Source organism: Bifidobacterium pongonis (assembly GCF_019331805.1).
GTDB classification, from domain to species: Bacteria; Actinomycetota; Actinomycetes; order Actinomycetales; family Bifidobacteriaceae; genus Bifidobacterium; species Bifidobacterium pongonis.
This window is the reverse complement of sequence record NZ_JAHBBE010000005.1, coordinates 46,541-69,847: the sequence shown is the minus strand read 5'-3', so window position 1 is coordinate 69,847 and position 23,307 is coordinate 46,541. Positions and strand designations below refer to the sequence as shown.

Genomic DNA, 23,307 nt, shown 5'->3' with positions numbered 1-23,307 from the left:
CACAAGCGTGGCACGATCGTGGCACACCGGAAAACCTCGCACGGCCGGAACGGCAAGGAAAAGCCGCCGCGCCCGGAACCCGAAGCGGGCCGGGGAAGACGGTCCGCTTCGGGCTTCTGGCGCGGCGGCAAGTCGGTAAGTAGTTTGCCGGAAACCAGTTGGAATCAGCCAAAACCAGCTGAACAGGCCGATCACGGCGCGGATCAGTACACGACGAACCCGTGCGCCTTGAACTGGTCGGCCACGCGCTGACGCATGGCGGCATTCGGCCCCTTTTGGTTCTCCAACGGGTAGTCGATGCGCAGCTCATGCCACTTCGGGCGACCAAGCTGGTGGAACGGCAACACGTCGATATGCTCCACCGCGTCCCCGAAACTCTCGCAGATCCTCGCCACGTTCTCCACGTTCTCCTCGCTGGAGGTGAGACCCGGCACCAATACGAAGCGCACCCAGATCTTCTTGCCAGCCTTCGCGAGACGCTGCCCGAAATCGATGGTCGGCTGCAATACGCCGCCGGTCACCTTGTGGTATGTCTCCTCGTCGCCGGATTTGACGTCCAGCAGGCACAGGTCGATGTCGTCGAGCATCTCATCCGTATAGTTCGTGTTCAGGAAGCCCGAAGTGTCAAGGCACGTATGCACGCCCATCTCCTTGGCCGCATGGAACACGCGCGACACGAACGCCGGCTGCATCATCGACTCGCCGCCGGAGAACGTGATGCCGCCGCCGGTCGCCTTGAACAGGTCGGCGTAACGGTCGATCTTCTTAATCATCGCCTCCAAGTACACCGGCTTGCCGTCACGCATCTTCCACGTGTCGGGGTTCTGGCAGTACTGGCAGCGCAGCGGGCAGCCGCTCATGAACACCGTCATGCGCGTGCCCGGGCCGTCCACGGAAGTGTTGATGTCCCAGGAATGCACGAAGCCGATGTCGCCGGTCTTCAACGCATGCAGTCTGTCGCGCCTGTCGAGGCCGATCGGCGATTCGAATCCGGAAAGGCCGCCCATCAGGGTCTGGGACGCGTACTCCTTCGATTCGCGAAGCATATGGCGCGTGGTACTGCGGAATTGCTGGGTACCGGGCATCGTTGCACTCCTTGGTATCTGTTGGATGGTCGGCCGCCGGCGGCAAGGCCGGCGACCTTAGGCGCCGCTAGGCACCGTTAAGCAAAGGGGCGGAACCGTTCCAGCTCCGCCCCTCGCTTTCGTTCACGCCACGCGATGCGGCGTTATCGGCTCTTCAGCCGATCCGGCTCGCAAGCCGGATCAGTCGACCACCGCACCCTGATGGAAGGTACGGCTGATCACGTCGAGCTGCTGCTCCTTGGTGAGCTTGACGAAGTTCACCGCGTAGCCGGAGACGCGCACGGTCAGGTGCGGGTACTTCTCCGGATGCTCGACGGCATCCTCGAGCTGCTCCTTGCGCAGCACGTTGATGTTGGCGTGGTACAGGCCGTGGCCGTTGCCGGCGTCCAGGATGCCCACGAGGTTGGTGATGCGCTCGCCCTCGTCGCGGCCCAGGCCGTCGGGGGTGATCGTGTTGGTCAGCGAAATGCCGTCAAGGGCGTCGTTGTAGTCGATCTTGCCGACGGAGAACATGGACGGCAGCATGCCGTGGGAGTCCATGCCGTTCTCCGGGTTCGCGCCCGGAGCGTACGGGGTGCCCTTCTTGTGGCCGGACGGGAAGGCGCCGGTGGCCTTGCCGTATTCCACGTTGGAGGTGATGGTCAGGATGGACTGGGTCGGGACGGCGCCACGGTAGACGGGCAGGCGCTTGACCTGGCCCATCACGGTGGAGACGACCCACTTGGCGATGTCGTCGGCGCGGTCGTCGTCGTTGCCGTAGATCGGGAACTCGCCTTCCGTTCGGTAGCCGACGATCAGATCGTCATCGGCGCCTTCGACGTACTCGTCCTCGTGGCCCGGCGTGGTCTTGGCGTCCTTGTTGTAGATCGGGTAGACCTTGGCGTACTTGCAGGCGGACAGGGAGTCGGCCGCGATGGACAGGCCGGACATGCCGCAGCCGAGGGTGCGGTAGACCTCCTTGTCGTGCAGGGCCATCTCGATGGACTCGTAGGCGTACTTATCGTGCATGTAATGGATGATGTTCAGCGCCATCACATAGGTTTCGGACAGCCATTCGAGGGCCTTCTCGTAGTTGGCCTTGACCTTCTCATAATCCAGAGTGCCGTCGGCTTCCGGCTTGATCGGATCGATCACGCCCTTGTCGATCACCTGCATGCCGGTCATTTCGTCGCGACCGCCGTTGATGGCGTACAGCAGGGCCTTCGCGGAGTTCACACGGGCGGCGAAGAACTGCATCTGCTTGCCCACGCGCATCGGGGAGACGCAGCATGCGATGGCGGCGTCGTCGCCCCAGTGGCCACGAATCTCCTTATCGGACTCGTACTGGATGGCGGAGGTGTCGATGGAGATCTTGGCGCAGAAGCGCTTGTAGGCTTCCGGCAGCTTCGGATCCCAGAAGATGGTGATGTTCGGCTCCGGGCCAGGTCCAAGGTGCTCAAGGGTCAGGGTGTTGAGCAGACGGAACGAGGTCTTGGTGACCAGGGTACGGCCGTCGTCGCCGAAGCCCGCGTCGGACCAGGTCGCCCAGTACGGATCGCCGGAGAAGATGGCGTCGTAATCCTTGGTACGCAGGAAGCGCACGATACGCAACTTCATGACCAGGTTGTCGATGAGCTCCTGGGCGCCTTCCTCGGTGAGCTTGCCGGCCTTCATGTCGCGCTCGATGTAGATGTCGAAGAAGTCGGAGACGCGGCCGAAGGACATGGCGGCGCCGTCCTGGCTCTTGACGGAGGCGAGGTAGCCCATGTAGGTCCACTGCACGGCTTCCTGGGCGGTCTGAGCCGGGCGGGACAGATCCAGACCATACTCGTTGCCGAGGTTGATGAGCTGCTTGAGAGCCTTGATCTGCTCGTCGTGCTCCTCACGGAAGCGGATCCAGTGCTCGATCTCCGGCTCGGTGAAATCGTTGCGGTACGGCACGGAATCCTTGTCGCGCTGCTTGAACTTGATCAGGGCATTGACGCCGTACAGGGCCACACGACGGTAATCGCCGATGATACGGCCACGGCCGTAGGCATCCGGCAGACCGGTGAGGATCTTGTTGTGGCGGGCGACCTTGATCTGCTTGGTGTACACGCCGAAGACGCCGTCGTTGTGGGTCTTGCGGTACTTGGTGAAGATCTTCTTGATCTGCGGATCGGGCTCCTTGCCGGCCTCACGGATGGCCTGCTCGACCATACGCCAGCCGCCGTTCGGCATCATGGCACGCTTGCAGGGAACATCGGTCTGCAGGCCGACGATCACGTTGTCGACTTCGGGGGAATCGATGTAGCCGGCCGGGAAGGCGTCGATGCCTGCCGGGGTGTGGGTGTCCACGTCGTACACGCGCTGCTTGCGCTCGACCGCCAGGTAGTTGTCGTCGAGGTACTTCCACAGATGCTTGGTCTTATCGGTGGCGTTGGCGAGGAAGGTCTCGTCGCCCTCGTACGGGGTGTAATTCTTCTGGATGAAGTCACGGACATCGATGTCCGACTGCCAGTTGCCACCCGTGAAGCCGTCCCACGCCTTTGCGTTCAGCTCCTCCTGGGTAGGTGCAGATGCTTCAACTGCTGTCATATCCACTCCTTGGTGTTGCTAAGAGGCGGCACTCCTGTATGCCGCGCTATCCACCAGTGTAGTGGCTGGGGAAAGGTGAACCCCGCAAAAGAAGAGTGAGCTATATCACATTTTCCGCCTGTCGCGTTGAACGCAACAAGGGGAAACCGAACAACGGCTTCCCCTTTGTCGTTTAAGGTCCGAGGCTCAGTCGGAGCCGCCCCAACGGCGATCCTGCTCCTCCCAACGGCGGTTGCGTTCGCGCACGATCTTCCATGCGTTCATGGCATCCTCACGGCTGTCGTACGGCCCCATGCGCCTGTCGATCGGCGAAAGCGGGCCGAGCTCGGGTTCGCCGGTGACCATGTTGAAATACCATTTCCGTTCGCTCATGGCTTACTCCCTGAACGCGCTGGTGATGGGAAGCCTGCGGTCGCGGCCGAAGGCCAATGCGGTCACCTTCGGACCGAGCGGATACTGGCGGCGCTTCCATTCGGCACGGTCCACGAGACGCATCACCGTGTCCACGGTCGCCTCGTCGAAACCGTCGGCCAGCAGGTCGGCACGGCCGTGCGCCTTCTCGATGTATGCGGCGAGCACCCGGTCGAGCAGCTCGTATTCGGGCAGCGAATCGGAATCCTTCTGCCCGGGGCGCAGCTCCGCGGACGGGGCCTTCTCGATCGAGCTGACGGGGATCATCACGCCGTCGCGCAGCGGCACGCCGGCACTCCCCCGCTCATTGCCGACGATCCTCAGACCGCCCACGCCCATGCCTTCGGCGGCGGCCTTGTTACGCCAGCGGGCCAATTCCCACACGCGCGTCTTGAGCAGGTCCTTGATCGGCGCGTAGCCGCCGACGGCGTCACCGTAGATGGTCGAATAGCCGCAGGCGAGCTCCGACTTGTTGCCGGTGGCGACCGCCAGCAGGCCCTTCGCGTTGGAATACGCCATGACGATCACACCGCGGATGCGGGCCTGCAAGTTCTCGGCGGCCACGCCATCAAGATGCAGCTGGTGCTGATACGCCTCGAACAGCGGTTCGATGGGCTGGACGTCGTAGTGCGCGCCGATGTTCTCGGCCAGATCGGCCGCATCATCCTTGGAACCGTCCGAGGAGTACATGCTCGGCATGGAGATGCCGTGCACGTGGGAGCCGCCGCACGCGTCCGCGGCCATGGCCGCGACCAGGGCGGAGTCGATGCCGCCGGACAGACCGAGCGTCACGCCGGTGAAATGGTTCTTGGCCATGTAATCCTTCAGGCCGAGCACGCAGGCGGTGTACACCTCCTCGTCCGGGTCGGGCTTGGCGGCGATGTTTCCGGCGAGCTGCTTGTCGGCGGCCGTGTTGATGTTGACGTACGACAGGTCCTCCATAAACATGGGGGAACGTTCGAGCAGCGTGCCGTCGGCGTCGACCACGAAACTGCCGCCGTCGAAGACGAGATCGTCCTGACCGCCCACCTGGTTGACGTAAATCAGCGGGGCGCTCACTTCGGCGGCGCGGCGACGGGCCAGCGCGAAACGGGTGTCGGTTTTGCCTTCCTCATACGGCGAGCCGTTGATGGTCAGCAGCACGTCGATGCCGCGTTCGGCGAGTTCGGCGACCGGGCCGCCGTCCTGCCAGATGTCCTCGCAGATCGCGACGCCCACCTTGACGCCGTCGACGTCGAGCACCACGGACTTCTCGCCCGGGGTGAAGATGCGGAACTCGTCGAAGACGCCGTAGTTCGGCAGGAAATGCTTGTCGTAGCCGGCCCACACCACGCCGTCGTGCAATACGACGAGACGGTTGAGCGGCTTGCCGTGCTCACGGTCGGTGCCGACCGTGCCGACCACGACGAACAGGTCGCCGAGCCCGTCGGCTTCGAGTTCGGTGGCGAGCCAGTTGGCCTTGTTCCAGGCGGCGGTGCGGAAGGTGGCGCGCAGGGCGAGATCCTCGATGGGGTAACCGGTGAGCGTCATTTCGGGGAACGCCACCACTTTCGCGTGGTTGGCGGCGGCGTTGCGGGCGTATTGCAGGACCTTTTCGGCGTTGCCGTCAAGGTCGCCGACGCAGGTGTCGATCTGTGCGAGTGCGAAGCGAATATCAGTCATGCCTGTAAGTCTACTTGCGTGAGGAAACCGGCGGTTCAGGCGAGTTCAGTGAGCAGACGCAGGGCCGCGTTGACGTAGAACTCCACGCCTGCCTGCAGCGCCTCGTCGAAGCCGACGAACTGGGGGCTGTGCCAATCATGGTGCCCGGGCTTGCCGTTCGAGCCGATGAAGGCGAACACCGGACGGGTCACCTTGGCGAATTCGGCGAAATCCTCGCCGGCCATGGACGGGTGGATCGGCTGGAGGTCGGCGTAGTCCGGCACGTCCGCGGCCACGATCTTCGCCAGATCGGGGTCGGAGACCATCGGATCCTGGAAATCGTCCCATTCGATGTCGGCGGTGATGCCATACCCGGCCGCAATGGATTCCACCTGGCTGCGGAAGCGGCGTTCGGCGAGTTCGCCGTCCTCCTTGTAGAAGTAACGCACGGTGCCCATGAATCCGGCTTCGGCGGGCACCACGTTCCACACGTCGCCGCCGTGCACTTCGGTGATGGACAACACCAGCGGATGGAACGGGCTCGTGTTGCGGCTCACGATGGTCTGCAGGCTCAGGATCATGGATGCGAGCGCCTCCAGCGGGCCGGTGCCCATATGCGGGTATCCGGCGTGGGTGCCTTCGGCGTGCAGGTTCACGTGGAATTCCACGCAGCCGGCCATCATCGGTTCGACGCCGACGGCGATTTGGCCGGGCGCGTAATCGGGGTTGTTGTGGGTGCCGATGATGGCGTCCACGTCGTCGACGACGCCGGATGCGATCACATGGCGTGCGCCGCGCCCGGTTTCCTCGGCGGGCTGGAACAGGATCTTGATCGACCCGGCGATGCGGTCGCGGTGGTCGGCCAGCCAGAACGCCGCGCCGAGCAGGAAGCTCATGTGCAGGTCGTGCCCGCAGCCGTGCATCACGCCGTCGTTCACGGAACTGAACTCCAGTCCGGTGTTCTCCTGGATGGGTAGGCCGTCGATGTCGGCGCGCAGGGCGATGCGCGGGCCGGGCTTGGCGCCTTCGATCAGGCCGACGAGTCCGGTCTGCAGCGGGGTGTCGAGCACTTCGATGCCGTGGGCGCGCAGCTGGTCGGCGAGATAGGCGGTGGTGGAGGTTTCCTTGAAGCTGCGTTCGGGATGCTCGTGCAGGTAGTGGCGGATGGCGATGAGTTCCGGTGTGGCTGCGATATGTTCGCTCATGATGGTTCCTGGTTTCTCCGATGTGGTTCGGTTGTGCTGGTTTGTGGTTGACGGGTTATGCGGCGCGATGGCGGCGGATAGCATTCCGGCCCCCGTTATGGGAGCCGGAAGGTCGTGTTCGCGTCAGCGCTTGAGCAGGTGCTTGGCCACCGAATTGGCGATGCCCTGCACGAGTTGGACGAGGACGATCATGATGATCACCGCGGTCCAGGTCACGGTCTGGTCGAACTTCTGGTAGCCGTAGGCGATGGCGAAGTTACCGAGACCGCCGCCACCGATGTAGCCGGCCATGGCGGACATGTCGAGCACGCTGATGAACAGGAAGGCGTAGGCGAGGATGAGCGGGGCCAGCGCTTCGGGGATGAGCACGGTGCGCACGATGGTGAACTTGGATGCGCCCATGGAGCGTGCGGCTTCGATGATGCCCGGGTCGACGGGGACGAGGTTTTGTTCGACGAGTCGCGAAGTGGCGACGGTACACATGACCACCATGGGGAAGATGGCGGCGGTCGTGCCGATGGAGGTGCCCACCACCTTGATGGTCAGCGGCTGCATGGCCGCGAGGAAGATGATGAACGGGATCGGTCGGATGATGTTCACGATGATGTCGAGGACGCGGTACACCACGGCGTTCTCGAACAGGTTGCCCGGTCGCGTGCCGTACAGCACCACGCCCAGGATCAGTCCGAGGAATCCGCCGACGACCAGCGTGATGAACACCATCTCCAACGTCTGGGCGACGGATTGGAGCAGCAGCGGGGTCAGTACGCTCCAATCGCTGCGGCTTGCAAGTTCGATCGTCATTGTTTCCGCTCCTCTCACTCGTTGTTTCCGTCGGCGCGCGCCACGGCCTGCGCGTACGGTACCGGTTCGGCGGCCGTGCCGAAGTCCACGATGTCGCTGTTCTCCTTCAGCTCCCGCAGGAAAGCGTCGAGGCTTTCACCCTTGAAGCCGTAGGTGACGGCGCCGATGGCCGATCCGCGCACCGTGTCGATGCCGCCGTACAGCAGGCTGCTGTCCACGCCGTGCTTGGCGATGAGCTTCGAGGCGTTCTGCCCGGAGGCGGCGGTGACGGCATCGCCGTCCTGCACGTCGCGCTGGCGGATCAGCACGGTGACCAAGCGTTCCGGCCACTGTTCGCGCATGCGCGCCACCCTGGCTTCGTCCGGGATGCCGTGCAGTGCGGTGGCGATGAATCGCTTCGTGACCTGCTGGCGCGGCGCGGCGAACACGTCGTACACGTCGCCCTGCTCCACGACTTTGCCGGAGCTCATGACGGCGACGCGGTTGGCGATCTGCTGCACCACGTTCATCTGATGCGTGATCACCACGATGGTGATGCCCAGTTCCTCATTCACGCGCTTGAGCAGCGAAAGCACTTCGGTGGTGGTTTCCGGGTCGAGTGCGCTGGTGGCCTCGTCGGCCAGCAGGATCTTCGGGTTGGTGGCCAGTGCGCGGGCGATGCCGACGCGCTGCTTCTGGCCGCCGGACAGCTGCGACGGGTACTTGTTCGCATGTTCGCTCAGGCCCACGAACTCCAGCAGCTGCTTGACGCGGCGCTCCTGATAGTCCTTGCGCCAATGGTCCAGCTGCAGCGGGTAGGCGACGTTCTGCGCCACGGTCTTCGTGGAGAACAGGTTGAACTGCTGGAAGATCATGCCGATCTTCTGACGGATGGGGCGCAGCTTCGATTCGCTCAGCGACGACACTTCGGTGCCGAGCACCGTGACCTTGCCGGAGGTCGGCTGTTCCAGCGCGTTGATCAGGCGCACGAGCGTGGACTTGCCGGCACCGGAATAGCCGATGATGCCGAAGATGTCGCCGGCGTTGATGGTCAGGCTCACATCGTCCACCGCGCGGGTGGTTTTCGCGGCCTTGCCGGCCTGTTTGAATTCCTTCACCACATGGTCGAATGTGATGATGGGGGTTTGCTCTGTCATATCGTCACTTTCGTTCAGCTGTTTCACGCCGTTGTAGAACTTACAACTACACCTTGTCGAACGGGGGCATGATATGCGGAACGCCCCCTCGGCGTAGGCGAGGGAGCGTTCCTTGATGTCATGCGCGCGATCACTCGGCGGACTTGGCGTCCTTCTCGATGTCGGCCAGGTAGCTCTGCAGCTCGGAGGCGCTGAACTTGTCGGCGAACACCGCGGTGCCACCGGAGTTCTCCTGCAGCTTGTCGAGCACGCTCTTGGTCTGGAAGATCTTGACGACCTTCTTGTAGACCTCGTTGTTCACGTCGGCCTTGCGGGCGGCGAAGATGTTGATGTACGGGCGGGCTTCCTCGGATTCGGCGTCGTCCTGGTAGATGGCGTCGCTGGGCTTGAGGCCGGCGTCGGTGACGTAGTCGTTGTTGATCACGCCCGCGGCGACCTGCGGGTCCTTGAGGGAGTTGGCGACCTGTTCGGCCTTCAGCGGGGTCACCTTGACCTTGGACTTGTCGGTGTCGACGTCCTGCGGGGTGGTGAACGCGGTCCAGTCGCCCTTCAGGGTGACGAGGCCGGCGGCCTTCAGCACGCCGATGGCGCGGGCCTGGTTGGTCTCGTCGTTCGGGATGGCGACGGTGGAGCCGGCGGGGATGTCCTTGATGTCCTTGTACTTGCTGGAGTACACGCCCAGCGGGTAGATGGCCACGCCGCCGATCGGCTGCAGGTCCTTGTTGTTCTTGACGTTGTAGTTGGCGAGGTACAGCAGGTGCTGGAACTCGTTGAGGTCGAGCTCGCCGGAGTCGACGGCCGGGTTCTCGGAGGTGTAGTCCTGGAAGTCGATGATGTCGACGTACAGGTTCTGCTTCTCGGCCTGCTTCTTGAATTCGACCCACTGCGGGTCGGTGGCACCGACGACGCCGATCTTCACCGGATTGTCCTTGGTGCCCTTTTCGGCGGTCTTGTTGCCGCTGAACGCGCGGACGCCGAAGAAGGCGCCGACCGCGATCAGGGCGATCACGATCACCGCGATGATGATATTGCGGGCGGTGTGGTTCACGCGCACCGGCTCGTCGCCGTTCACCGGCTGGGGAGCTTCCTGAGTCATGTTCTTTTCCTCTCTTGTAAACGTGTGCCGTTCGAGGCGCGGGGTTCGCCGCCGCACCGTTCGGAACGTTGCCGTGCTCTACCATAAACGACGTTCGCCCGCAGACTCGGCGAAAACGGCGAATTGGCTTATCGGCGTTCGTTATAGCGCGTATTCGAACGCGGGAATCCCGCTGTTTGCCGCCCGTTCACGATTGTGCGCGCACCGCCTACGAAAGTGCCATCGGGGGATGGTTTTTCGTTTTCGCCCGTTCGTAGAATGATGTACGACGAATCACTCATGATCAGGAAAGGTGAGTTCATGACCTCAACCGACATCAAGGCCGCCTTCTTCGACATCGACGGCACGCTGACCAGTTTCGCGACGCACATCGTGCCCGAATCGACCATCGAGGCGCTGCGCCAGTTGAAGGCGCACGATGTGCGCGTGTTCATCTGCTCGGGGCGCGCCCCGTCCTTCATGGGCGTCGTGCTTGACACCATTCCCGTCGAATTCGACGGCATCGTCGGTCTCAACGGCCAGTACTGCACCGACGGCAACGGTTTCCTCGAAAAGGAACCGCTCGCCACGGAGGATATCGCCACCGTCCTCGGCTGGCTCGACGAGCATCCCGATGTCATCTCCAACTTCTGCGAATCCGATTACGCCTATTTCAATCATTCGAACGAAGCCATGGACGCCACGTGGCGCAGCCTGGGCAAAACCGCGCCCAAAATCCATTTCGACGACCCGCATGAACGTGCGCTGACCTACGAGACGTTCCAGATCAGCCCGTATATCGACGAACGCACGGAAGCGGAGCTCGTCTCCCTGTGCCCGCATATCCGGGGAACCCGCTGGCACCCCGACTTCGTGGATCTCATCGCCGCGGACGGCGGCAAGGCGAAGGGCATCGAACGCTTCCTGCGGCATTACGGCTGGGATCGCAGCCAGACGATCTCCTTCGGCGACGGCGGCAACGACGTGGACATGCTGGAATACACGGGCATCGGCGTGGCCATGGGCAACGCCACCGAAGCGCCCAAGAGCGTGGCCGATTATGTGACCGACGATGTGGACCACGACGGCATCATGAACGCCCTCAAGCATTTCGGCATTCTCTGACAGGTTTCCGCACGTACGGCAACAAGCGTCGGCCCGCATCCCGATTCACCACGGGATGCGGGCCGATACTTTTGCATTGGTGTGCCGGCAGTACGTCGGTTGGTATGCCGGCACACAGTGTCAGCGGGTCTCCCCCATCGCGCCGTGGCAGCTTTGGCCGTCGCCACCACCGTCAATCACTGCAGCCTCGATGGCATACTCCAAAGCCTTCGCCATATCGGCCAACGCCATGGACGGCGTGCCATTGGGCTTGCCGACGGTCTGTTCAACCGCATACGGCACATGGATGAACCCGCCGCGAGTGCCCGGGAACCTCCGTTCCAACAGGTACAGCACGTGGTACATCACGCTGTTGCACACGTATGTTCCCGCGGTGTACGACACGAACGCCGGCAGGCCGTGGGCGCGCACGTTCGCCACCATGGCTTTGACCGGCACCGTGGCGAAATACGCGGTATCGCCGTCCTCACGCAGCGCGGCGCCCACCGGCTGTTCGCCGTCATTGTCGGAAATACGGGCCTCGGCGAGATTAATGGCCACCTGTTCCACGGTGACGGCACTGCGCCCGCCCGCCTGGCCGACGCTGATCACCATGTCCGGGCGCTCGCGTTCGATGGCCTGTTCGACGGTTTCAGGGCCGCGCGTGAACGCCGTGGGAATCTCCAGGGTGATGATGCGCGCCCCGGCGATCCGGTCCGGCAGCATCCTCACCGCCTCATACGCCGGGTTGACGCTCTCCCCGCCGAAAGGGTCGAAGCCCGTCACCAATACCGTTGTCATGATTCGTTCTCCTTATCTGTTTATCTGTCGATGTGTCGCGGTGTCGCCGTGCATTGCGCGGGAACCTGCACGAAGCACACACGGGTTCCCGCTGGATGTCGCGCCTTAATCAATGCGCGATGAGCATGTACACGATCTGCACCACGATCATGATCAGCGCGGGCAGGATCTGATTCCTGATCACGCCCATGCGGTCCTTCATCTCCAACAGCGCGACGGGCACGATGTTGAAGTTCGCGGCCATGGGTGTCAGCAGCGTGCCGCAATACCCGCAGGTCAGCGCCAGTATTCCCACGACGGTGGGGTTCGCGCCGAAGGCGAGCACGAAGGGCGCGCCGATGCCCACCGTCAGCACGGTGATGGCGGCGAAGGCGTTGCCCATCACCATGGTGAAGAGCATCATGCCGAACGCGAACACGATGATGCCGATGACGACGTTGCCTTTGGGGATCATGCCGCCGACCAGTTTCGAAATCACGCCACCCACACCGGCCTGCGTGAAGATCGCACCCAAGCTGGCGAGCAGCATCGGCAGCATACTCACCGGCCCCATGGCGCTCAGCAGTCGTTCCGAATCGTCCAGGAACACGATTGGCTTGTTGGCGCGGTTGAGAGCCATGAGGATAAGGGCGGAGACGACCACGCCGATGCAGCATCCGGCAAGCGCGCCGACTTTGGGGATGAGTGCGCCCGCGACGGCGAATACGCCGATGGACAGGGCCGGGGCGAATACCTTCATGCCGATCCTGCCGAAGTTGCGTGCGATCTCCTCTTTGGAGGGCACTGCGGATTCGCCTGTCTTGACCCGCCGGAAGATGGCCGGCACGACCATGAGTACGATGATGGCGCCGTTGACGGCCGGTGGAATCCAGCGTCCGAAGGCGAGCACCACGCCCATCAGCGTCCAGAACACGCAGGTGCCGTACCGGGCGAGGTTCGTCTTGTCGCGCAGGTTGCGCACGCCGGTGTAGACGACGATGATGCCCATAGCGAAGTAGAAGATCTCGAGGATCTTGATGCCGATCGGGTTGGCGGGGTCCATGAAGAACGCCATGGGTCAGCCCTCCTTCACGGCTGGCGCGGCGGGTGCAGCGGTTGCAGCTGTGCTGCCGTAATATTCGGCGCGCAAACGGCGGTCTTTGAGGATGTAGTACACGCCGGCAACCAGAACGGCGATGATCGCCACGGGGATCTCCACCAACGCCATGGGCAACAGGTCGACCTCGTAGCCCAGCGGTTTGAGCGTCGATTGGACGAGCAGCGCACCGGCGGTGCCCACGAACAGCATCTGCCCGAAGAACCAGGAGATGTTCTCCATGCCGGCCGCCATGCCTTTGAGTTCCTCTACGTACCCTTCCTTGGGCTCATGGCCGTGCGCCTCGATCGCGCCGACGGCCATCGGCACGATGATCGGACGCACGAAGCCCGCCACGCCGCCGAAGCCCACGTTGAACGCGGCGAATACGAGACGCATCATGCCGTATAGGGCGATGATGCCGCTCGGCGTGGCTTTCCTGGCTTTGCGGATCAAGGCCGCAGCCGCGCTTTTCAGACCGTTGCGTTCCAAAGTGCCCACCACCAGCAGGATGATGATGAAAACCGCCATGCTTCTGTTGCTTACGAACGACGAGCCGAGCGTGGTCAGGAACCCGTCGATGCCGATCCCGCCTGCCAACGCGGTGACGATGGCCGCGACGAATATGATGAGGATGGCGTCGAGCTTCAACGCAAAACCGACAATAACAACCAAAATGCCTAATAGCACTAGATAGTCCAATTGCCTGATCCTTTCTTCGATTGCGGGGAATGATAGCGGTCTGATGCATCGCGGCCAAAATGCCGACCGCCTTTGGTCGACCCTGACCGCCATTGATCAGATGTGGCTCACTCTACCTTATTTCCGGCTTCCATGGGCGCCGAATCGGAAAGACCGCCCGCCGAATCCGCTTGCCCCCAACCCCTGAGAAACCAGGAAACTACGACCACCAGCATTATGAGCGCCTCTGACGATAATTCCCCCGTGGCCGTCTTCGGCTTATTTTCAAGGTCTTACGTTTTTTGAGAACCCGCCAATCAGCCTCGTTTCCGCAAAACACCCACAGGCACCCGAACATAATCCACCATTCTGCCGGACCCCGCATCTTCGCCGGTCGACCCCGCTCGCAATTCCCCACATTGCAGATACCCCGAGGGGCAAATCCATTGACTTCGCCAACATCACGGACGTGACTGGCGGTGGGGCGGGATGTCGCCGGTGGCATCAAGACCGGCATCAAGATTGTTCGCGTCGCGCAACGACAACCTGCCGAAATACTTCAACAAGTCGCCATCATCAAACCAGAAACGCTGCGAGCACCTCGCCACGGACGGCTTGTACAGCCCCTCCTGACGCCAGTCAAGCAACGGCACGTCACCCGGACCGTCCCATGTCGTCACACTGGTCACCTTGACGACGATGCCCGAAACCCGATCATCCTCGACCCTGGTGATGACGACGGGTCTGACCTTGCCCATGCCGGGATGATCGGGGAACTCGACGCGCATCAGCCACACGTCGTACACTTCGGGCTCACGCATGATCGTAGATGTCATCCGCTGGATCGTCCCACTCCTGAGGCAGCACGATATTGCCCGTGCTCTTCGAACGCTCAAACCGATACGCGTCGTGAGCCGGAGGAACCGGATACCCGTCAGGTCGAACCGGCCTCAGACTCGGCGTGAACGGCATGCCCTTGTCGCGGATCGCCTGCCGCAGGCAGATTTCCGTGAATGAACTCAGACTCAACCCCATCTGCTCAAGCACATCCGTCGCCTCGCGTTTGACCTCAGGATCCAACGCAATGGTCGTCCGTTCCTTCACCGCCATGACAACCTCCTATCAATACTTATTACATAAGAATTATGTAAATAATAAGCAGTTTCGACACTCAGCCACAACCCAATCGACTGAATTTCGCCCGTACGTGACATGACATGAACCGATTCTTGTTCCGCATCTTCCCGACCCGACAGGAGACGACGGAGTTCACGGCAAGGAACGACCACACACCGTGATTCAAACCGGAAACCGGTCAGCATCCGACTGTGATGGCGGTGATGGCGAGCTCGCTGCGGCTATGGAAGACCGCGGCCCGGTCTCAAGCCCATGAGACACTTGGGACCATGACTATCATCATCATGAACACCTCCGAAGGTGCAATCAGAATCAACCTGTTCGACGATAAGGCCCCGAACACCGTGGCCAACTTCCTCGGCCTCGCCACCGGCGAAAAGCAGTGGATCGACCCGATGAGCGGCCAGCCCTCCAACGAGCCGTTCTACAACGGCCTGACCTTCCACCGCATCATCAAGGACTTCATGATCCAGGGCGGCTGCCCACTGGGCACCGGCACCGGCGGCCCCGGCTACGAGTTCGATGACGAAATCGACCCGAGCCTGAAGTTCGATCACCCGTACCTGCTGGCCATGGCGAACGCCGGCCTGCGTCGCGGCCGCGACGGCCAGATCCACGGCACCAACGGCTCCCAGTTCTTCATCACCACCGTGCCGACCCCGTGGCTGGACGGCCACCACACCATCTTCGGCGAGGTCGCCGATGACGAATCCAAGGCCGTGGTCGACAAGCTCGAAGCCGTCTCCACCGACCGCATGGACCGTCCGACCGAACCGGTGGGCATCGTCTCCGTCGAAGTGGTGAAGTGAGCCACTCCCCCAACCGGCGAGCGCACGGCGTGTAACGTTTGAGTTTGAACGCACGCACGGTGCATGTTTTGCGGAAAGCGACCTCGAAAGGGGTCGCTTTTCTGTTGCCGTACGGTTTTCATCGCCTCATAACCGCATAACCTCATATTCCAGTGCCCCCCCCTAGAATGGGGAAAGGCGGAAACGGAGGCAGCCAATCATGAATCGAACCGACTTGGAACGCTATATTTTCGACGCATACCATTGCGAGCCCGACCGCCCGTGGATGACGTCGCCGGATAACGAGGTGTTCCGCCATTACCGGAATCGCAAATGGTTCGCCCTGGTCATGGAAATACCTCGGCGTTTCCTTGGATTGGACAGCGACGAGCCCGTGGACGTCGTCAACGTCAAATGCGATCCGTTCCTGATCGAATCACTGTGGGATGAGCCGGGCTTCTTCCCCGCCTACCACATGAACAAACGCCATTGGATCACCATCGCCCTCGACGGCAGTGCGCCGGACGACAAGATCCGCACACTGCTCGACATGAGCTACGAAGCCACGGCTCCGAAGGACTACGCAACGACGAGGAGACGCGATGATACCGATCGATCAGGTGTATGAACAGATCGCCCGATTCGCCAGCGATGCCGGGGCGCAGAAAGTCATCCTCTTCGGCTCGCGCGCAAAAGGCACCAATAGACCGAAAAGCGACATTGACGTGGCCGTTGCCGGATGCCCCGATTTCGACACTCTTGAACAACGTCTTCAGAACGACCTGTGGTCGTTGCTGAAAGTGGACGTCATCGATTTGGATGCCCCTATTTCAAACGAACTGCGCAAGGAAATCAACACCCGGGGAAAGGTGCTGTATGAAAAAGTATGACAACTATGTCTTTGCGCCGGCTAACTGAGAATTCCGGGAATACGGCAAGGGTCGGGTGGTAATTCCCGCGCGGAATCACCACCCGACCTTTCGACTGTGTTCAGGGCATTCGAACTCGCCGTCAGCGAACGGGCGAAATGCTGATCATCGACTTGATGGCACGACGTTCGTCCATCGCCTCGTAAGCGTCCTGCACATGGTCGAGGTCGAAGTCGGCGGTGAAGATCCGACCCGGATTGATTTCGCCGTCGAGCACCTTGCCGAGCAGGACTTCGCGATCATAGACGACCACCGAAGCCGGGCCGCCCTTCAGACCAACGTTGCGCCAGAACAGCGAGGTCATGTCGATCTTCGGATCATGCGGCACGCCGACGCGCCCCACCGTGGCGCCCGGACGGGCCACACGCACCGCGGTTTCGGTCGACAGCGCGGAACCCACGCATTCGAGCACGGCGTCCGCGCCGACACCACCGGTCAGCTCCATGACCTTCTCCACCGCTTCGTCGCCGCGTTCCGCCACCACGTCGGTGGCGCCGAATTCGCGGGCCACCGCCTGCCTGTCGGCATGGCGGCTCATGGCGATGATGCGTTCCGCGCCCAGCAGACGCGCGGACAGCACGCTGCACAGGCCCACGCCGCCGTCGCCGAACACGACCGCGGTGCTTCCCGGCTTGACTTCGGCGGACAGGGCCGCATGGTAGCCGGTCGCCATCACGTCGGCCAGGCTGAGCAGCGAGGCGAGCGTCTCATCGGAGAAGGTCGCCGGATCACCCGGCACCTTGACCAGCGCGGTGTCGGCCTTGGCCGCACGCATGTATTCCGCCTGATACCCGGCGTTGCCACCCGGTTCTGCGTTGAAGCAGTTCGCCTCGAATCCGGCGCGGCATGCGGCGCAACGGCCGCAGGGGTGCGTGAACGGCACGATGACGAAATCGCCGGGCTTGAGTTCGTGCACGTCCGGGCCGACCTGCTCGATGACGCCGATGGCCTCATGGCCGGTCAGCGAACCGTGCTGGCGCTGCGAAATACCGCGGAACCACCACAAGTCCGATCCGCATACGCACGCTTTGACCACACGGATAATCGCATCATCCGGCTTTTGCAGCACCGGCATATCAACCTCATGCACTTCCATGACGTGCGGTTCGACGAATACGGCTGCCTTCATATTGTTCTCCTTTGCATAGCGCTTTGCGTAACGCTTCATATTTCGTTCCGCTTGTCGCCCACCTTATTTTCCGGTAGTTACTACCGGTCAAATCGGGAGCCGTTCGCATCTGCGCGCATCACAATAATCAGCCCTCAAAAATGACACCGGCGAACCATTCAGTTCAACGTTGAGATTGGCTCCCATCCGCCGTGTTTTTAAAATACTTCCCCAACTCGTTTATAACTGACGGCATATCGGTCCATGGTGCGTAATCCTGCTCATGGTTAGGCCGCAAAAGCCTTCTTCCCTCAAGGCCCCCAACTTTGTTATGCCGTCTGGCGTTGCCCACCGCGCTCATGATATGCGTTTCATCCAGAATTTCAGCACAAATGAATTTCCCCCGATTCCCCTCGGTAACCCCCTCAGCAATAGCCAGTTTTTCCACCATGGCGGTCTGCGTGCAACTTTGAGGGCAGGCTCGCTTATGATCGAGCAACCATACCTCAAAACAGGGGTTGGAAATGATGAGTTCCACTCCATCATGACCACGGCATATTCTTTCAGCCTCGGAATGGTCATGGAAAGCGTCAACATCGACCACCACCCAGACCTTCACGTATGAGTCCACAGAACCATCCCGATCGGCATCCTCCTTCAACCTGCAAGCCAGTTTCGCAAGCTGCGACGGACTGAGATTCTTCTGCTCGTAATCGATGACAACGTCACACAACGATGCAAGTGCTTTGAAATACCACTTTTCGGTGACGGCGCCGCCACTGACCACCAAATACCGAGGTTTGCGCTCCCGAAGCCGACGCGCATTCTTCCACCCGCGAACCGATTCCCTGCGTTTCCTGGACATCACGCATCACCTTCGCTCATCATCCGAGCGAATGCTTCATGGAAGCTCAGCCCCGGCACGGCCCCATATACACCGTTCAAATAGTTGCGCCCAATATTCTCGTCCTTTCGAAGACCTTTAATATCCGTCATCGAGAAGAGCTCCGAAGCGCCATCACCGTCTTTTTCGACGAGCCAAACCTGATCCGGCTGCAGAACACGATGGGCGGCACCTGATTGATTAATCAACGACACATCATGCGTCGTGAAAATCAGCTGGGAACCATGCGGGTTCGTTTCCGGATCGGCATACAGCGACACCAATTCCTTAACAAACGCGGGATGCAGACTCGTATCGATCTCATCCACAAGCGTTACCGTAGGCCTAGCGAGTTGACGCAATGCCAGCGAGAAGAACGACAAGGCCGCAATGGTTCCCACGGACTCATTGTCCGTTCCAAACTCGATGCCACCTGTTTTGGCCGCATGCACGAACTTCAACTGATTTTCGCTCCTGGCAGGGAACGCCTTCTCGAGCTTCGCCCCGTCCGCGCCAAGCTGCTGCATCTCCTCCTTGAACTGGCTCCATGCTTCCGAAGGGAAATCAACCGGCTCGCTTTTCACTGACGTGATACCGAAATCCGCATATTTAATTAGAACATTGATCTTCTTTGCGTATTCGGTCTTATTCTTAAACTCCTCAATCAGTATCGGCTGCTCTTGATCGAACGCCCGCGAATCATGGTACGAAATATCATTCTTGAAAAAAGAGTAAGCCGACTGAATGCTCTTGATACCGGCAGCAGCCGATGCGGAAAGCAGCAAAGCGGTGGGCCGCAATGCAATGGTCTGCCGCACTTGGGTTTTCGGCCCCTTGAACGCGGAACCGAATTTCACCGAACCATCTTCTTCGCGATGGAAAAGCAATGAGGAATGCGTAGACAACCTGCCATCCATATTCCTGAAATACACAAGTTTCTCGTCAAGAATATGACTGTCATCACAGCAAAAAGAATACTGGTATTTAAGCTTGTCGCTTGCGATGAATTCTATGGAAAAGGCCGATGGACGTTGTTCGACATTATCTTCAAGCGCGAAGGGCTGCCGAAAAATGTTACTTGTCGAATCACCCCGCGCATAGCTGGTCACCACCATGGTTTGCATCTCGCGGAACGCTTCGAGGAAATTGGATTTCCCGGAAGCGTTAGCCCCATATACAGCCGTAACCGTTGAACAATCCGAAGTCTCCGAGCTCATAAAACGGTCATCACGCATCATTGTGAACGACTGCTCATCTCGAAAACTCCTAAAGTTCGAGAAATCGAAATTTATCAACATCGGACACCTCTTTTACAATCTTCAGGCACGAATAGGTTACATGAAATGCGCCATTTCTGCAAGTTTTTGCAAAAATGACGTATTTCTCGCGAATATTCCACCGTCAATCACCTATTACATATTCTCCGGCGCCCAGCAGCGCAAGGCTCCGCACCGCATTCCCCGACGATTTCCAGCCGCCCATATGGAGAAGGATTACGACAGGAAGGCAAGGCTTTGAATCGCCACGCCGCACTGCGTGTGACCGGCCCCCACTCCACCGCAACCTTAAGCCCCGACCAACAGCAAATTAGCCACCATACCCGAACGCCCGCGGGCCGGCCATATGAAGGCCGAACCGCGGGCGTCCCCGTTTCGTTCAGTTTTCCGCTTCCTGCGAGTCCGAACAGCCTACTTCATCTTGCGCAGGCGCGGTTCGGCGGATTCCTTGGCACCGGTGAGGCGGTACACGTCGAACACGCCTTCGATCTTGCGCACGGCGGCGAGCAGCGTGTTCAAATGCTGCGGGTCGGCCATTTCGAAGCTGAACTGGCTGGTGGCCACACGGTCGGAACCGGTGGAGATCGAGCCGGAGATGATGTTCACGCCATGATCCGAAAGCACGCGGGTCACGTCGGACAGCAGGTTGCGCCTGTCGAGTGCCTCCACCTGAATCTTGACCATGAACACGCCCTGCGTGCTGGTCCATTCGACTTCGACCACGCGTTCCGGCTGGCGCTTCTTCAAGTCGATCATGTTCTGGCAGTCGGCGCGATGCACGGAAACGCCCTGGTTGCGCGTGATGAATCCGACGATCGTATCTCCCGGCACCGGCATACAGCAGCGTGCGAGCTTGACCCACACGTCGCCCACGCCCTTGACGGACACGCCGCTGGAGCTTGTGCGCTTGGCGCGGCTTTCGACCGGCTTGAGCGGCAGCACCTCCTGCTCGATCTCCTCGTCGACCTCATCGGCTCCCGCGTCCTTGACCAGATGGGAGATGACGTTCTGCGTGGAGATCTGGCCGTCACCGATGGCCGCGAACAGACCATCCGCGTTCGGGAAGTTAAGCTCGTCGGCAACACCGACCAGCGCCTCCGTGGTGAGCAGCGCGTTGATCGGCAGGTTGCGCTTGCGCATGGCGCGCGTCAGCTCGTCGCGCCCCTCCTCGATGGCCTCGGAGCGACGTTCCTTGCTGAACCACTGGCGGATCTTGTTACGCGCCTTCGGACTTTTGGCGAAGCTCAGCCAATCGCGCGACGGACCGGCGGTGTCGGACTTCGACGTCAGGATCTCGACGGTGTCGCCGTTCTCAAGCTTGGTGTCGAGCGGTACCAAACGCCCGTTGACGCGGGCGCCCATGGTACGGTGGCCCACTTCGGTGTGCACGGCGTACGCGAAATCGACCGGCGTTGCCTGCGCGGGCAGAGAGACGATCTTGCCTTTCGGCGTGAACACGTACACTTCGGCCGAGCCGAGATCCTCCTTGAGCGATCCGAGGAACTCGTTGGAATCCGGCGTTTCACTGGTCCAATCGGCCAGCTGCTGGATCCACTTGAGGTTATCGGCCTCGCTGATGTCCTGGCTTTCGCCGCGCTTGCGGTCGGAACTGTCCGGGGAGCTCAGCGCACGGCCCGCCTGACCGTTCTCCTTATACTTCCAATGGGCGGCGATGCCGAATTCGGCTCGCCTGTGCATATCCCACGTACGGATCTGAATCTCCACCGGCTTGCCGCCAGGGCCCACCACCGTGGTGTGCAGGCTCTGGTACATGTTGAGCTTCGGCATGGCGATGTAATCCTTGAAACGCCCCGGAACCGGGCTCCAACGCGCATGCACGGCACCCAGCGCCGCATAGCAGTCCTGGATCGAATCGACGATGATGCGCACGCCCACCAGATCGTAGATGTTGGCGAAATCATGCCCGCGCACGATCATCTTCTGGTAGATGGAGAAGTAGTCCTTCGGACGTCCCGTCACATACGCCTTGATGTTCTGCTCGTCCAGATCCTCATTGATCTCGGCAAGAATCTGCTTGAGATACACGTCGCGCTGCCCCGCACGGCGGGCGACCAGCACCACGATCTCGTTGTAGATCTTCGGGTAGATGGTTTTGAAGCTCAGTTCCTCAAGCTCGGTTTTGATGGCGTTCATACCGAGACGGTTGGCCAGCGGCGCGTACACGTCAAGCGTCTCGTGCGCCTTCCTGACCGCGCTGGACGTCTTCACGTAACGCCAGGTGCGTGCGTTGTGCACGCGGTCCGCGAGCTTGACGACGAGCACGCGCACGTCGCGGCTCATGGCCACGACCATCTTGCGGATGGTTTCGGCCTGCGCGGAATCGCCGTATTCCATCTTGGAAAGCTTGGTCACACCGTCAACCAAGCCGGTGACGGTGTCGCCGAATTCGGCGCGGCATTCGTCGAGCGTGTAGTCCGTATCCTCAACGGTGTCGTGCAGCAGGCCGGCTGCGACGACGCGCGGTCCCATGCCCAGATCGGCGAGGATCTGCGCGACCGCGAGCGGATGGATGATGTACGGTTCGCCGGATTTGCGCCGCTGCGAGGAGTGTTGGATGACGGCGCGCTTGTAGGCGCGTTCGAGGATCGTCATGTCCTCGTCGGGATGATGCATCATGCATGCCTGCATGATGGGCAGCAACGGGTTTACGGGGTCGGAGCTGACCTCGCAGCCCAGTTTTCTCGCGGAATCGAACTCCATGTCGTCGTCTGCCATACTTGCCTCTCCATCGCTTGCGGTATTACACGCGAACGTCTCCACGTTATCACCGCTTGCCCGCCGACCCGCAGTCGACGCGGCGGGCAAGCCGATGCGTCATGCTTTGATTCCGGTGGACCCGAAGCCTCGTTCCGCACGGTCCGATCCCGGCAGCGTTTCGGCCGGAATGAATCTGGCTTCCACGTAGCGCTGGATGACCAACTGCGCGATGCGGTCGCCGATTTCGAAATGCGCGGTGTGTTCCGGATCGAGGTTGATCAGCGGCACTTTGATTTCGCCACGGTACCCGGCGTCGATGGTTCCCGGCGCGTTGAGCACCGTGATGCCCTGCTTGACGGCCAGGCCGCTGCGGGGATGCACCAGCGCCACGTACCCTGCCGGCAACGCGATGGCGACGCCGGTGGGTACCAGTCTGCGCTCGAACGGTTTCAGGTCGAATGACTCGGCGGCTCTCAGGTCGGCCCCGGCGTCCCCGGCGTGCGCATAGTGCAATTGCACCAGCTCCTCCGGCTGACCTTCGTTCACGGCCTTGATGAGAACCTCGGTGTTCTCCGGCTCGTTATAGGTTTCGTCGAACGACATCAGGCGGCGCATTCCTTGCAGACGGGACCATCCTCGGTGGTGTGGTCGAGCTGGCTGCGATGCTTCACCAGGAAGCATTCGGAGCAGATGAACTCGTCGCCCTGCATCGGGATCACCGTCACGGAGGAATCCTCGTTGCTCAGATCGGCACCGGGCAGCTCGTAATCCTCGGCAATGGCGTTCTCGTCGTCGTCAAGATCGCTCGCGGAGTTCTGCGAGCTCTTGCCCAACGCCTGCAGCGACTCCTCGTCCTCGTCCTTGTTGCGGGGGAAATCGTAATCCTGAGCCAT

General features: G+C 61.2%; 23 protein-coding genes. 4 read left to right on the top strand and 19 right to left on the bottom strand.

Translation table 11 applies throughout. From position 1 onward, the window contains the following. Window positions 1-203: 203 nt before the first annotated feature. The 8 genes from pflA to KIH75_RS02590 all read right to left on the bottom strand — a co-directional run bounded on the left by pflA (window position 204) and on the right by KIH75_RS02590 (window position 9,934). Entirely contained in the window at window positions 204-1,085 is an 882-nt protein-coding gene (gene pflA, locus KIH75_RS02625; RefSeq protein ID WP_219055267.1) for a pyruvate formate-lyase-activating protein, read from the bottom strand. 180 nt (window positions 1,086-1,265) lie between these two features. After that, window positions 1,266-3,641, bottom strand: coding sequence for a formate C-acetyltransferase (gene pflB / locus KIH75_RS02620; protein WP_219055266.1), 2,376 nt, complete (start codon window positions 3,639-3,641; stop codon window positions 1,266-1,268). Window positions 3,642-3,827: 186 nt separating this feature from the next. Then, window positions 3,828-4,013, bottom strand: coding sequence for a hypothetical protein (locus tag KIH75_RS02615; RefSeq protein ID WP_219055265.1), 186 nt, complete (start codon window positions 4,011-4,013; stop codon window positions 3,828-3,830). 3 nt (window positions 4,014-4,016) lie between these two features. Further along, entirely contained in the window at window positions 4,017-5,714 is a 1,698-nt protein-coding gene (locus tag KIH75_RS02610; RefSeq protein WP_219055264.1) for an NAD+ synthase, read from the bottom strand. A 35-nt stretch (window positions 5,715-5,749) separates the two neighbouring features. Beyond that, window positions 5,750-6,898: a M20 metallopeptidase family protein gene (locus KIH75_RS02605; protein WP_219055263.1), complete on the bottom strand. Its 1,149-nt coding sequence runs from the start codon at window positions 6,896-6,898 to the stop codon at window positions 5,750-5,752. 123 nt (window positions 6,899-7,021) lie between these two features. Continuing rightward, entirely contained in the window at window positions 7,022-7,702 is a 681-nt protein-coding gene (locus KIH75_RS02600; protein ID WP_219055262.1) for a methionine ABC transporter permease, read from the bottom strand. A gap of 14 nt (window positions 7,703-7,716) precedes the next feature. Beyond that, complete coding sequence (locus KIH75_RS02595) at window positions 7,717-8,838, bottom strand: methionine ABC transporter ATP-binding protein (RefSeq protein WP_219055261.1); 1,122 nt, start codon at window positions 8,836-8,838, stop codon at window positions 7,717-7,719. 130 nt (window positions 8,839-8,968) lie between these two features. Then, window positions 8,969-9,934, bottom strand: coding sequence for a MetQ/NlpA family ABC transporter substrate-binding protein (locus KIH75_RS02590; RefSeq protein WP_219055260.1), 966 nt, complete (start codon window positions 9,932-9,934; stop codon window positions 8,969-8,971). Between the two features lie 300 nt (window positions 9,935-10,234). On the opposite strand from KIH75_RS02590, the gene KIH75_RS02585 reads away from it, so the two are divergent. After that, window positions 10,235-11,038 carry a Cof-type HAD-IIB family hydrolase gene (locus KIH75_RS02585; protein WP_219055259.1) on the top strand — a complete coding sequence of 268 codons (804 nt, stop codon included), beginning with the start codon at window positions 10,235-10,237 and terminating at the stop codon, window positions 11,036-11,038. A 120-nt stretch (window positions 11,039-11,158) separates the two neighbouring features. Here the strand turns inward: KIH75_RS02585 and pcp are convergent, their stop codons facing one another. The 5 genes from pcp to KIH75_RS02560 all read right to left on the bottom strand — a co-directional run bounded on the left by pcp (window position 11,159) and on the right by KIH75_RS02560 (window position 14,684). Beyond that, window positions 11,159-11,818: a pyroglutamyl-peptidase I gene (gene pcp / locus KIH75_RS02580; RefSeq protein WP_219055258.1), complete on the bottom strand. Its 660-nt coding sequence runs from the start codon at window positions 11,816-11,818 to the stop codon at window positions 11,159-11,161. Window positions 11,819-11,927: 109 nt separating this feature from the next. After that, entirely contained in the window at window positions 11,928-12,872 is a 945-nt protein-coding gene (locus KIH75_RS02575) for a DUF979 domain-containing protein (protein ID WP_219055257.1), read from the bottom strand. Between the two features lie 3 nt (window positions 12,873-12,875). Then, window positions 12,876-13,583 carry a DUF969 domain-containing protein gene (locus KIH75_RS02570; RefSeq protein ID WP_338024272.1) on the bottom strand — a complete coding sequence of 236 codons (708 nt, stop codon included), beginning with the start codon at window positions 13,581-13,583 and terminating at the stop codon, window positions 12,876-12,878. A gap of 452 nt (window positions 13,584-14,035) precedes the next feature. Then, window positions 14,036-14,410, bottom strand: coding sequence for a type II toxin-antitoxin system PemK/MazF family toxin (locus KIH75_RS02565; RefSeq protein ID WP_219055255.1), 375 nt, complete (start codon window positions 14,408-14,410; stop codon window positions 14,036-14,038). Further along, complete coding sequence (locus KIH75_RS02560) at window positions 14,388-14,684, bottom strand: type II toxin-antitoxin system RelB/DinJ family antitoxin (protein WP_219055254.1); 297 nt, start codon at window positions 14,682-14,684, stop codon at window positions 14,388-14,390. The genes KIH75_RS02565 and KIH75_RS02560 overlap by 23 nt, the downstream gene beginning before the upstream one ends. Window positions 14,685-14,980: 296 nt before the next feature. On the opposite strand from KIH75_RS02560, the gene KIH75_RS02555 reads away from it, so the two are divergent. The 3 genes from KIH75_RS02555 (at window position 14,981) to KIH75_RS02545 (ending at window position 16,389) form a co-directional block, all read left to right on the top strand. Further along, window positions 14,981-15,520: a peptidylprolyl isomerase gene (locus KIH75_RS02555; RefSeq protein ID WP_219055253.1), complete on the top strand. Its 540-nt coding sequence runs from the start codon at window positions 14,981-14,983 to the stop codon at window positions 15,518-15,520. Window positions 15,521-15,719: 199 nt separating this feature from the next. Further along, a complete protein-coding gene (locus KIH75_RS02550) occupies window positions 15,720-16,127 on the top strand; it encodes an MmcQ/YjbR family DNA-binding protein (protein ID WP_219055252.1) in 408 nt (135 codons plus the stop codon). Continuing rightward, window positions 16,102-16,389: a nucleotidyltransferase family protein gene (locus KIH75_RS02545; protein WP_219055251.1), complete on the top strand. Its 288-nt coding sequence runs from the start codon at window positions 16,102-16,104 to the stop codon at window positions 16,387-16,389. The genes KIH75_RS02550 and KIH75_RS02545 overlap by 26 nt, the downstream gene beginning before the upstream one ends. Window positions 16,390-16,510: 121 nt before the next feature. Here the strand turns inward: KIH75_RS02545 and KIH75_RS02540 are convergent, their stop codons facing one another. From KIH75_RS02540 to KIH75_RS02515, 6 genes are all read right to left on the bottom strand, one after another. After that, a complete protein-coding gene (locus KIH75_RS02540) occupies window positions 16,511-17,557 on the bottom strand; it encodes a zinc-dependent alcohol dehydrogenase family protein (protein ID WP_219055250.1) in 1,047 nt (348 codons plus the stop codon). A gap of 163 nt (window positions 17,558-17,720) precedes the next feature. Beyond that, a complete protein-coding gene (locus tag KIH75_RS02535) occupies window positions 17,721-18,401 on the bottom strand; it encodes an RloB family protein (protein WP_219055249.1) in 681 nt (226 codons plus the stop codon). Then, a complete protein-coding gene (locus KIH75_RS02530) occupies window positions 18,401-19,657 on the bottom strand; it encodes an AAA family ATPase (RefSeq protein WP_236027972.1) in 1,257 nt (418 codons plus the stop codon). Before KIH75_RS02530 ends, KIH75_RS02535 begins: the two co-directional genes overlap by 1 nt. A gap of 450 nt (window positions 19,658-20,107) precedes the next feature. Then, window positions 20,108-22,432, bottom strand: coding sequence for a RelA/SpoT family protein (locus tag KIH75_RS02525; RefSeq protein ID WP_219055247.1), 2,325 nt, complete (start codon window positions 22,430-22,432; stop codon window positions 20,108-20,110). 99 nt (window positions 22,433-22,531) lie between these two features. Further along, complete coding sequence (dut, locus tag KIH75_RS02520) at window positions 22,532-23,017, bottom strand: dUTP diphosphatase (protein WP_219055246.1); 486 nt, start codon at window positions 23,015-23,017, stop codon at window positions 22,532-22,534. Beyond that, entirely contained in the window at window positions 23,017-23,307 is a 291-nt protein-coding gene (locus KIH75_RS02515; RefSeq protein ID WP_033522956.1) for a DUF4193 domain-containing protein, read from the bottom strand. Before KIH75_RS02515 ends, dut begins: the two co-directional genes overlap by 1 nt.

What these genes read in the sequence shown, in the direction of transcription:
- pflA (WP_219055267.1), bottom strand. Translation starts at nt 1,085, where the DNA reads ATGCCCGGTACCCAGCAATTCCGCAGTACCACGCGCCATATGCTTCGC.
- pflB (WP_219055266.1), bottom strand. Translation starts at nt 3,641, where the DNA reads ATGACAGCAGTTGAAGCATCTGCACCTACCCAGGAGGAGCTGAACGCA.
- KIH75_RS02615 (WP_219055265.1), bottom strand. Translation starts at nt 4,013, where the DNA reads ATGAGCGAACGGAAATGGTATTTCAACATGGTCACCGGCGAACCCGAG.
- KIH75_RS02610 (WP_219055264.1), bottom strand. Translation starts at nt 5,714, where the DNA reads ATGACTGATATTCGCTTCGCACTCGCACAGATCGACACCTGCGTCGGC.
- KIH75_RS02605 (WP_219055263.1), bottom strand. Translation starts at nt 6,898, where the DNA reads ATGAGCGAACATATCGCAGCCACACCGGAACTCATCGCCATCCGCCAC.
- KIH75_RS02600 (WP_219055262.1), bottom strand. Translation starts at nt 7,702, where the DNA reads ATGACGATCGAACTTGCAAGCCGCAGCGATTGGAGCGTACTGACCCCG.
- KIH75_RS02595 (WP_219055261.1), bottom strand. Translation starts at nt 8,838, where the DNA reads ATGACAGAGCAAACCCCCATCATCACATTCGACCATGTGGTGAAGGAA.
- KIH75_RS02590 (WP_219055260.1), bottom strand. Translation starts at nt 9,934, where the DNA reads ATGACTCAGGAAGCTCCCCAGCCGGTGAACGGCGACGAGCCGGTGCGC.
- KIH75_RS02585 (WP_219055259.1), top strand. Translation starts at nt 10,235, where the DNA reads ATGACCTCAACCGACATCAAGGCCGCCTTCTTCGACATCGACGGCACG.
- pcp (WP_219055258.1), bottom strand. Translation starts at nt 11,818, where the DNA reads ATGACAACGGTATTGGTGACGGGCTTCGACCCTTTCGGCGGGGAGAGC.
- KIH75_RS02575 (WP_219055257.1), bottom strand. Translation starts at nt 12,872, where the DNA reads ATGGCGTTCTTCATGGACCCCGCCAACCCGATCGGCATCAAGATCCTC.
- KIH75_RS02565 (WP_219055255.1), bottom strand. Translation starts at nt 14,410, where the DNA reads ATGACATCTACGATCATGCGTGAGCCCGAAGTGTACGACGTGTGGCTG.
- KIH75_RS02560 (WP_219055254.1), bottom strand. Translation starts at nt 14,684, where the DNA reads ATGGCGGTGAAGGAACGGACGACCATTGCGTTGGATCCTGAGGTCAAA.
- KIH75_RS02555 (WP_219055253.1), top strand. Translation starts at nt 14,981, where the DNA reads ATGACTATCATCATCATGAACACCTCCGAAGGTGCAATCAGAATCAAC.
- KIH75_RS02550 (WP_219055252.1), top strand. Translation starts at nt 15,720, where the DNA reads ATGAATCGAACCGACTTGGAACGCTATATTTTCGACGCATACCATTGC.
- KIH75_RS02545 (WP_219055251.1), top strand. Translation starts at nt 16,102, where the DNA reads ATGATACCGATCGATCAGGTGTATGAACAGATCGCCCGATTCGCCAGC.
- KIH75_RS02540 (WP_219055250.1), bottom strand. Translation starts at nt 17,557, where the DNA reads ATGAAGGCAGCCGTATTCGTCGAACCGCACGTCATGGAAGTGCATGAG.
- KIH75_RS02535 (WP_219055249.1), bottom strand. Translation starts at nt 18,401, where the DNA reads ATGTCCAGGAAACGCAGGGAATCGGTTCGCGGGTGGAAGAATGCGCGT.
- KIH75_RS02530 (WP_236027972.1), bottom strand. Translation starts at nt 19,657, where the DNA reads ATGATGCGTGATGACCGTTTTATGAGCTCGGAGACTTCGGATTGTTCA.
- KIH75_RS02525 (WP_219055247.1), bottom strand. Translation starts at nt 22,432, where the DNA reads ATGGCAGACGACGACATGGAGTTCGATTCCGCGAGAAAACTGGGCTGC.
- dut (WP_219055246.1), bottom strand. Translation starts at nt 23,017, where the DNA reads ATGTCGTTCGACGAAACCTATAACGAGCCGGAGAACACCGAGGTTCTC.
- KIH75_RS02515 (WP_033522956.1), bottom strand. Translation starts at nt 23,307, where the DNA reads ATGGCTCAGGATTACGATTTCCCCCGCAACAAGGACGAGGACGAGGAG.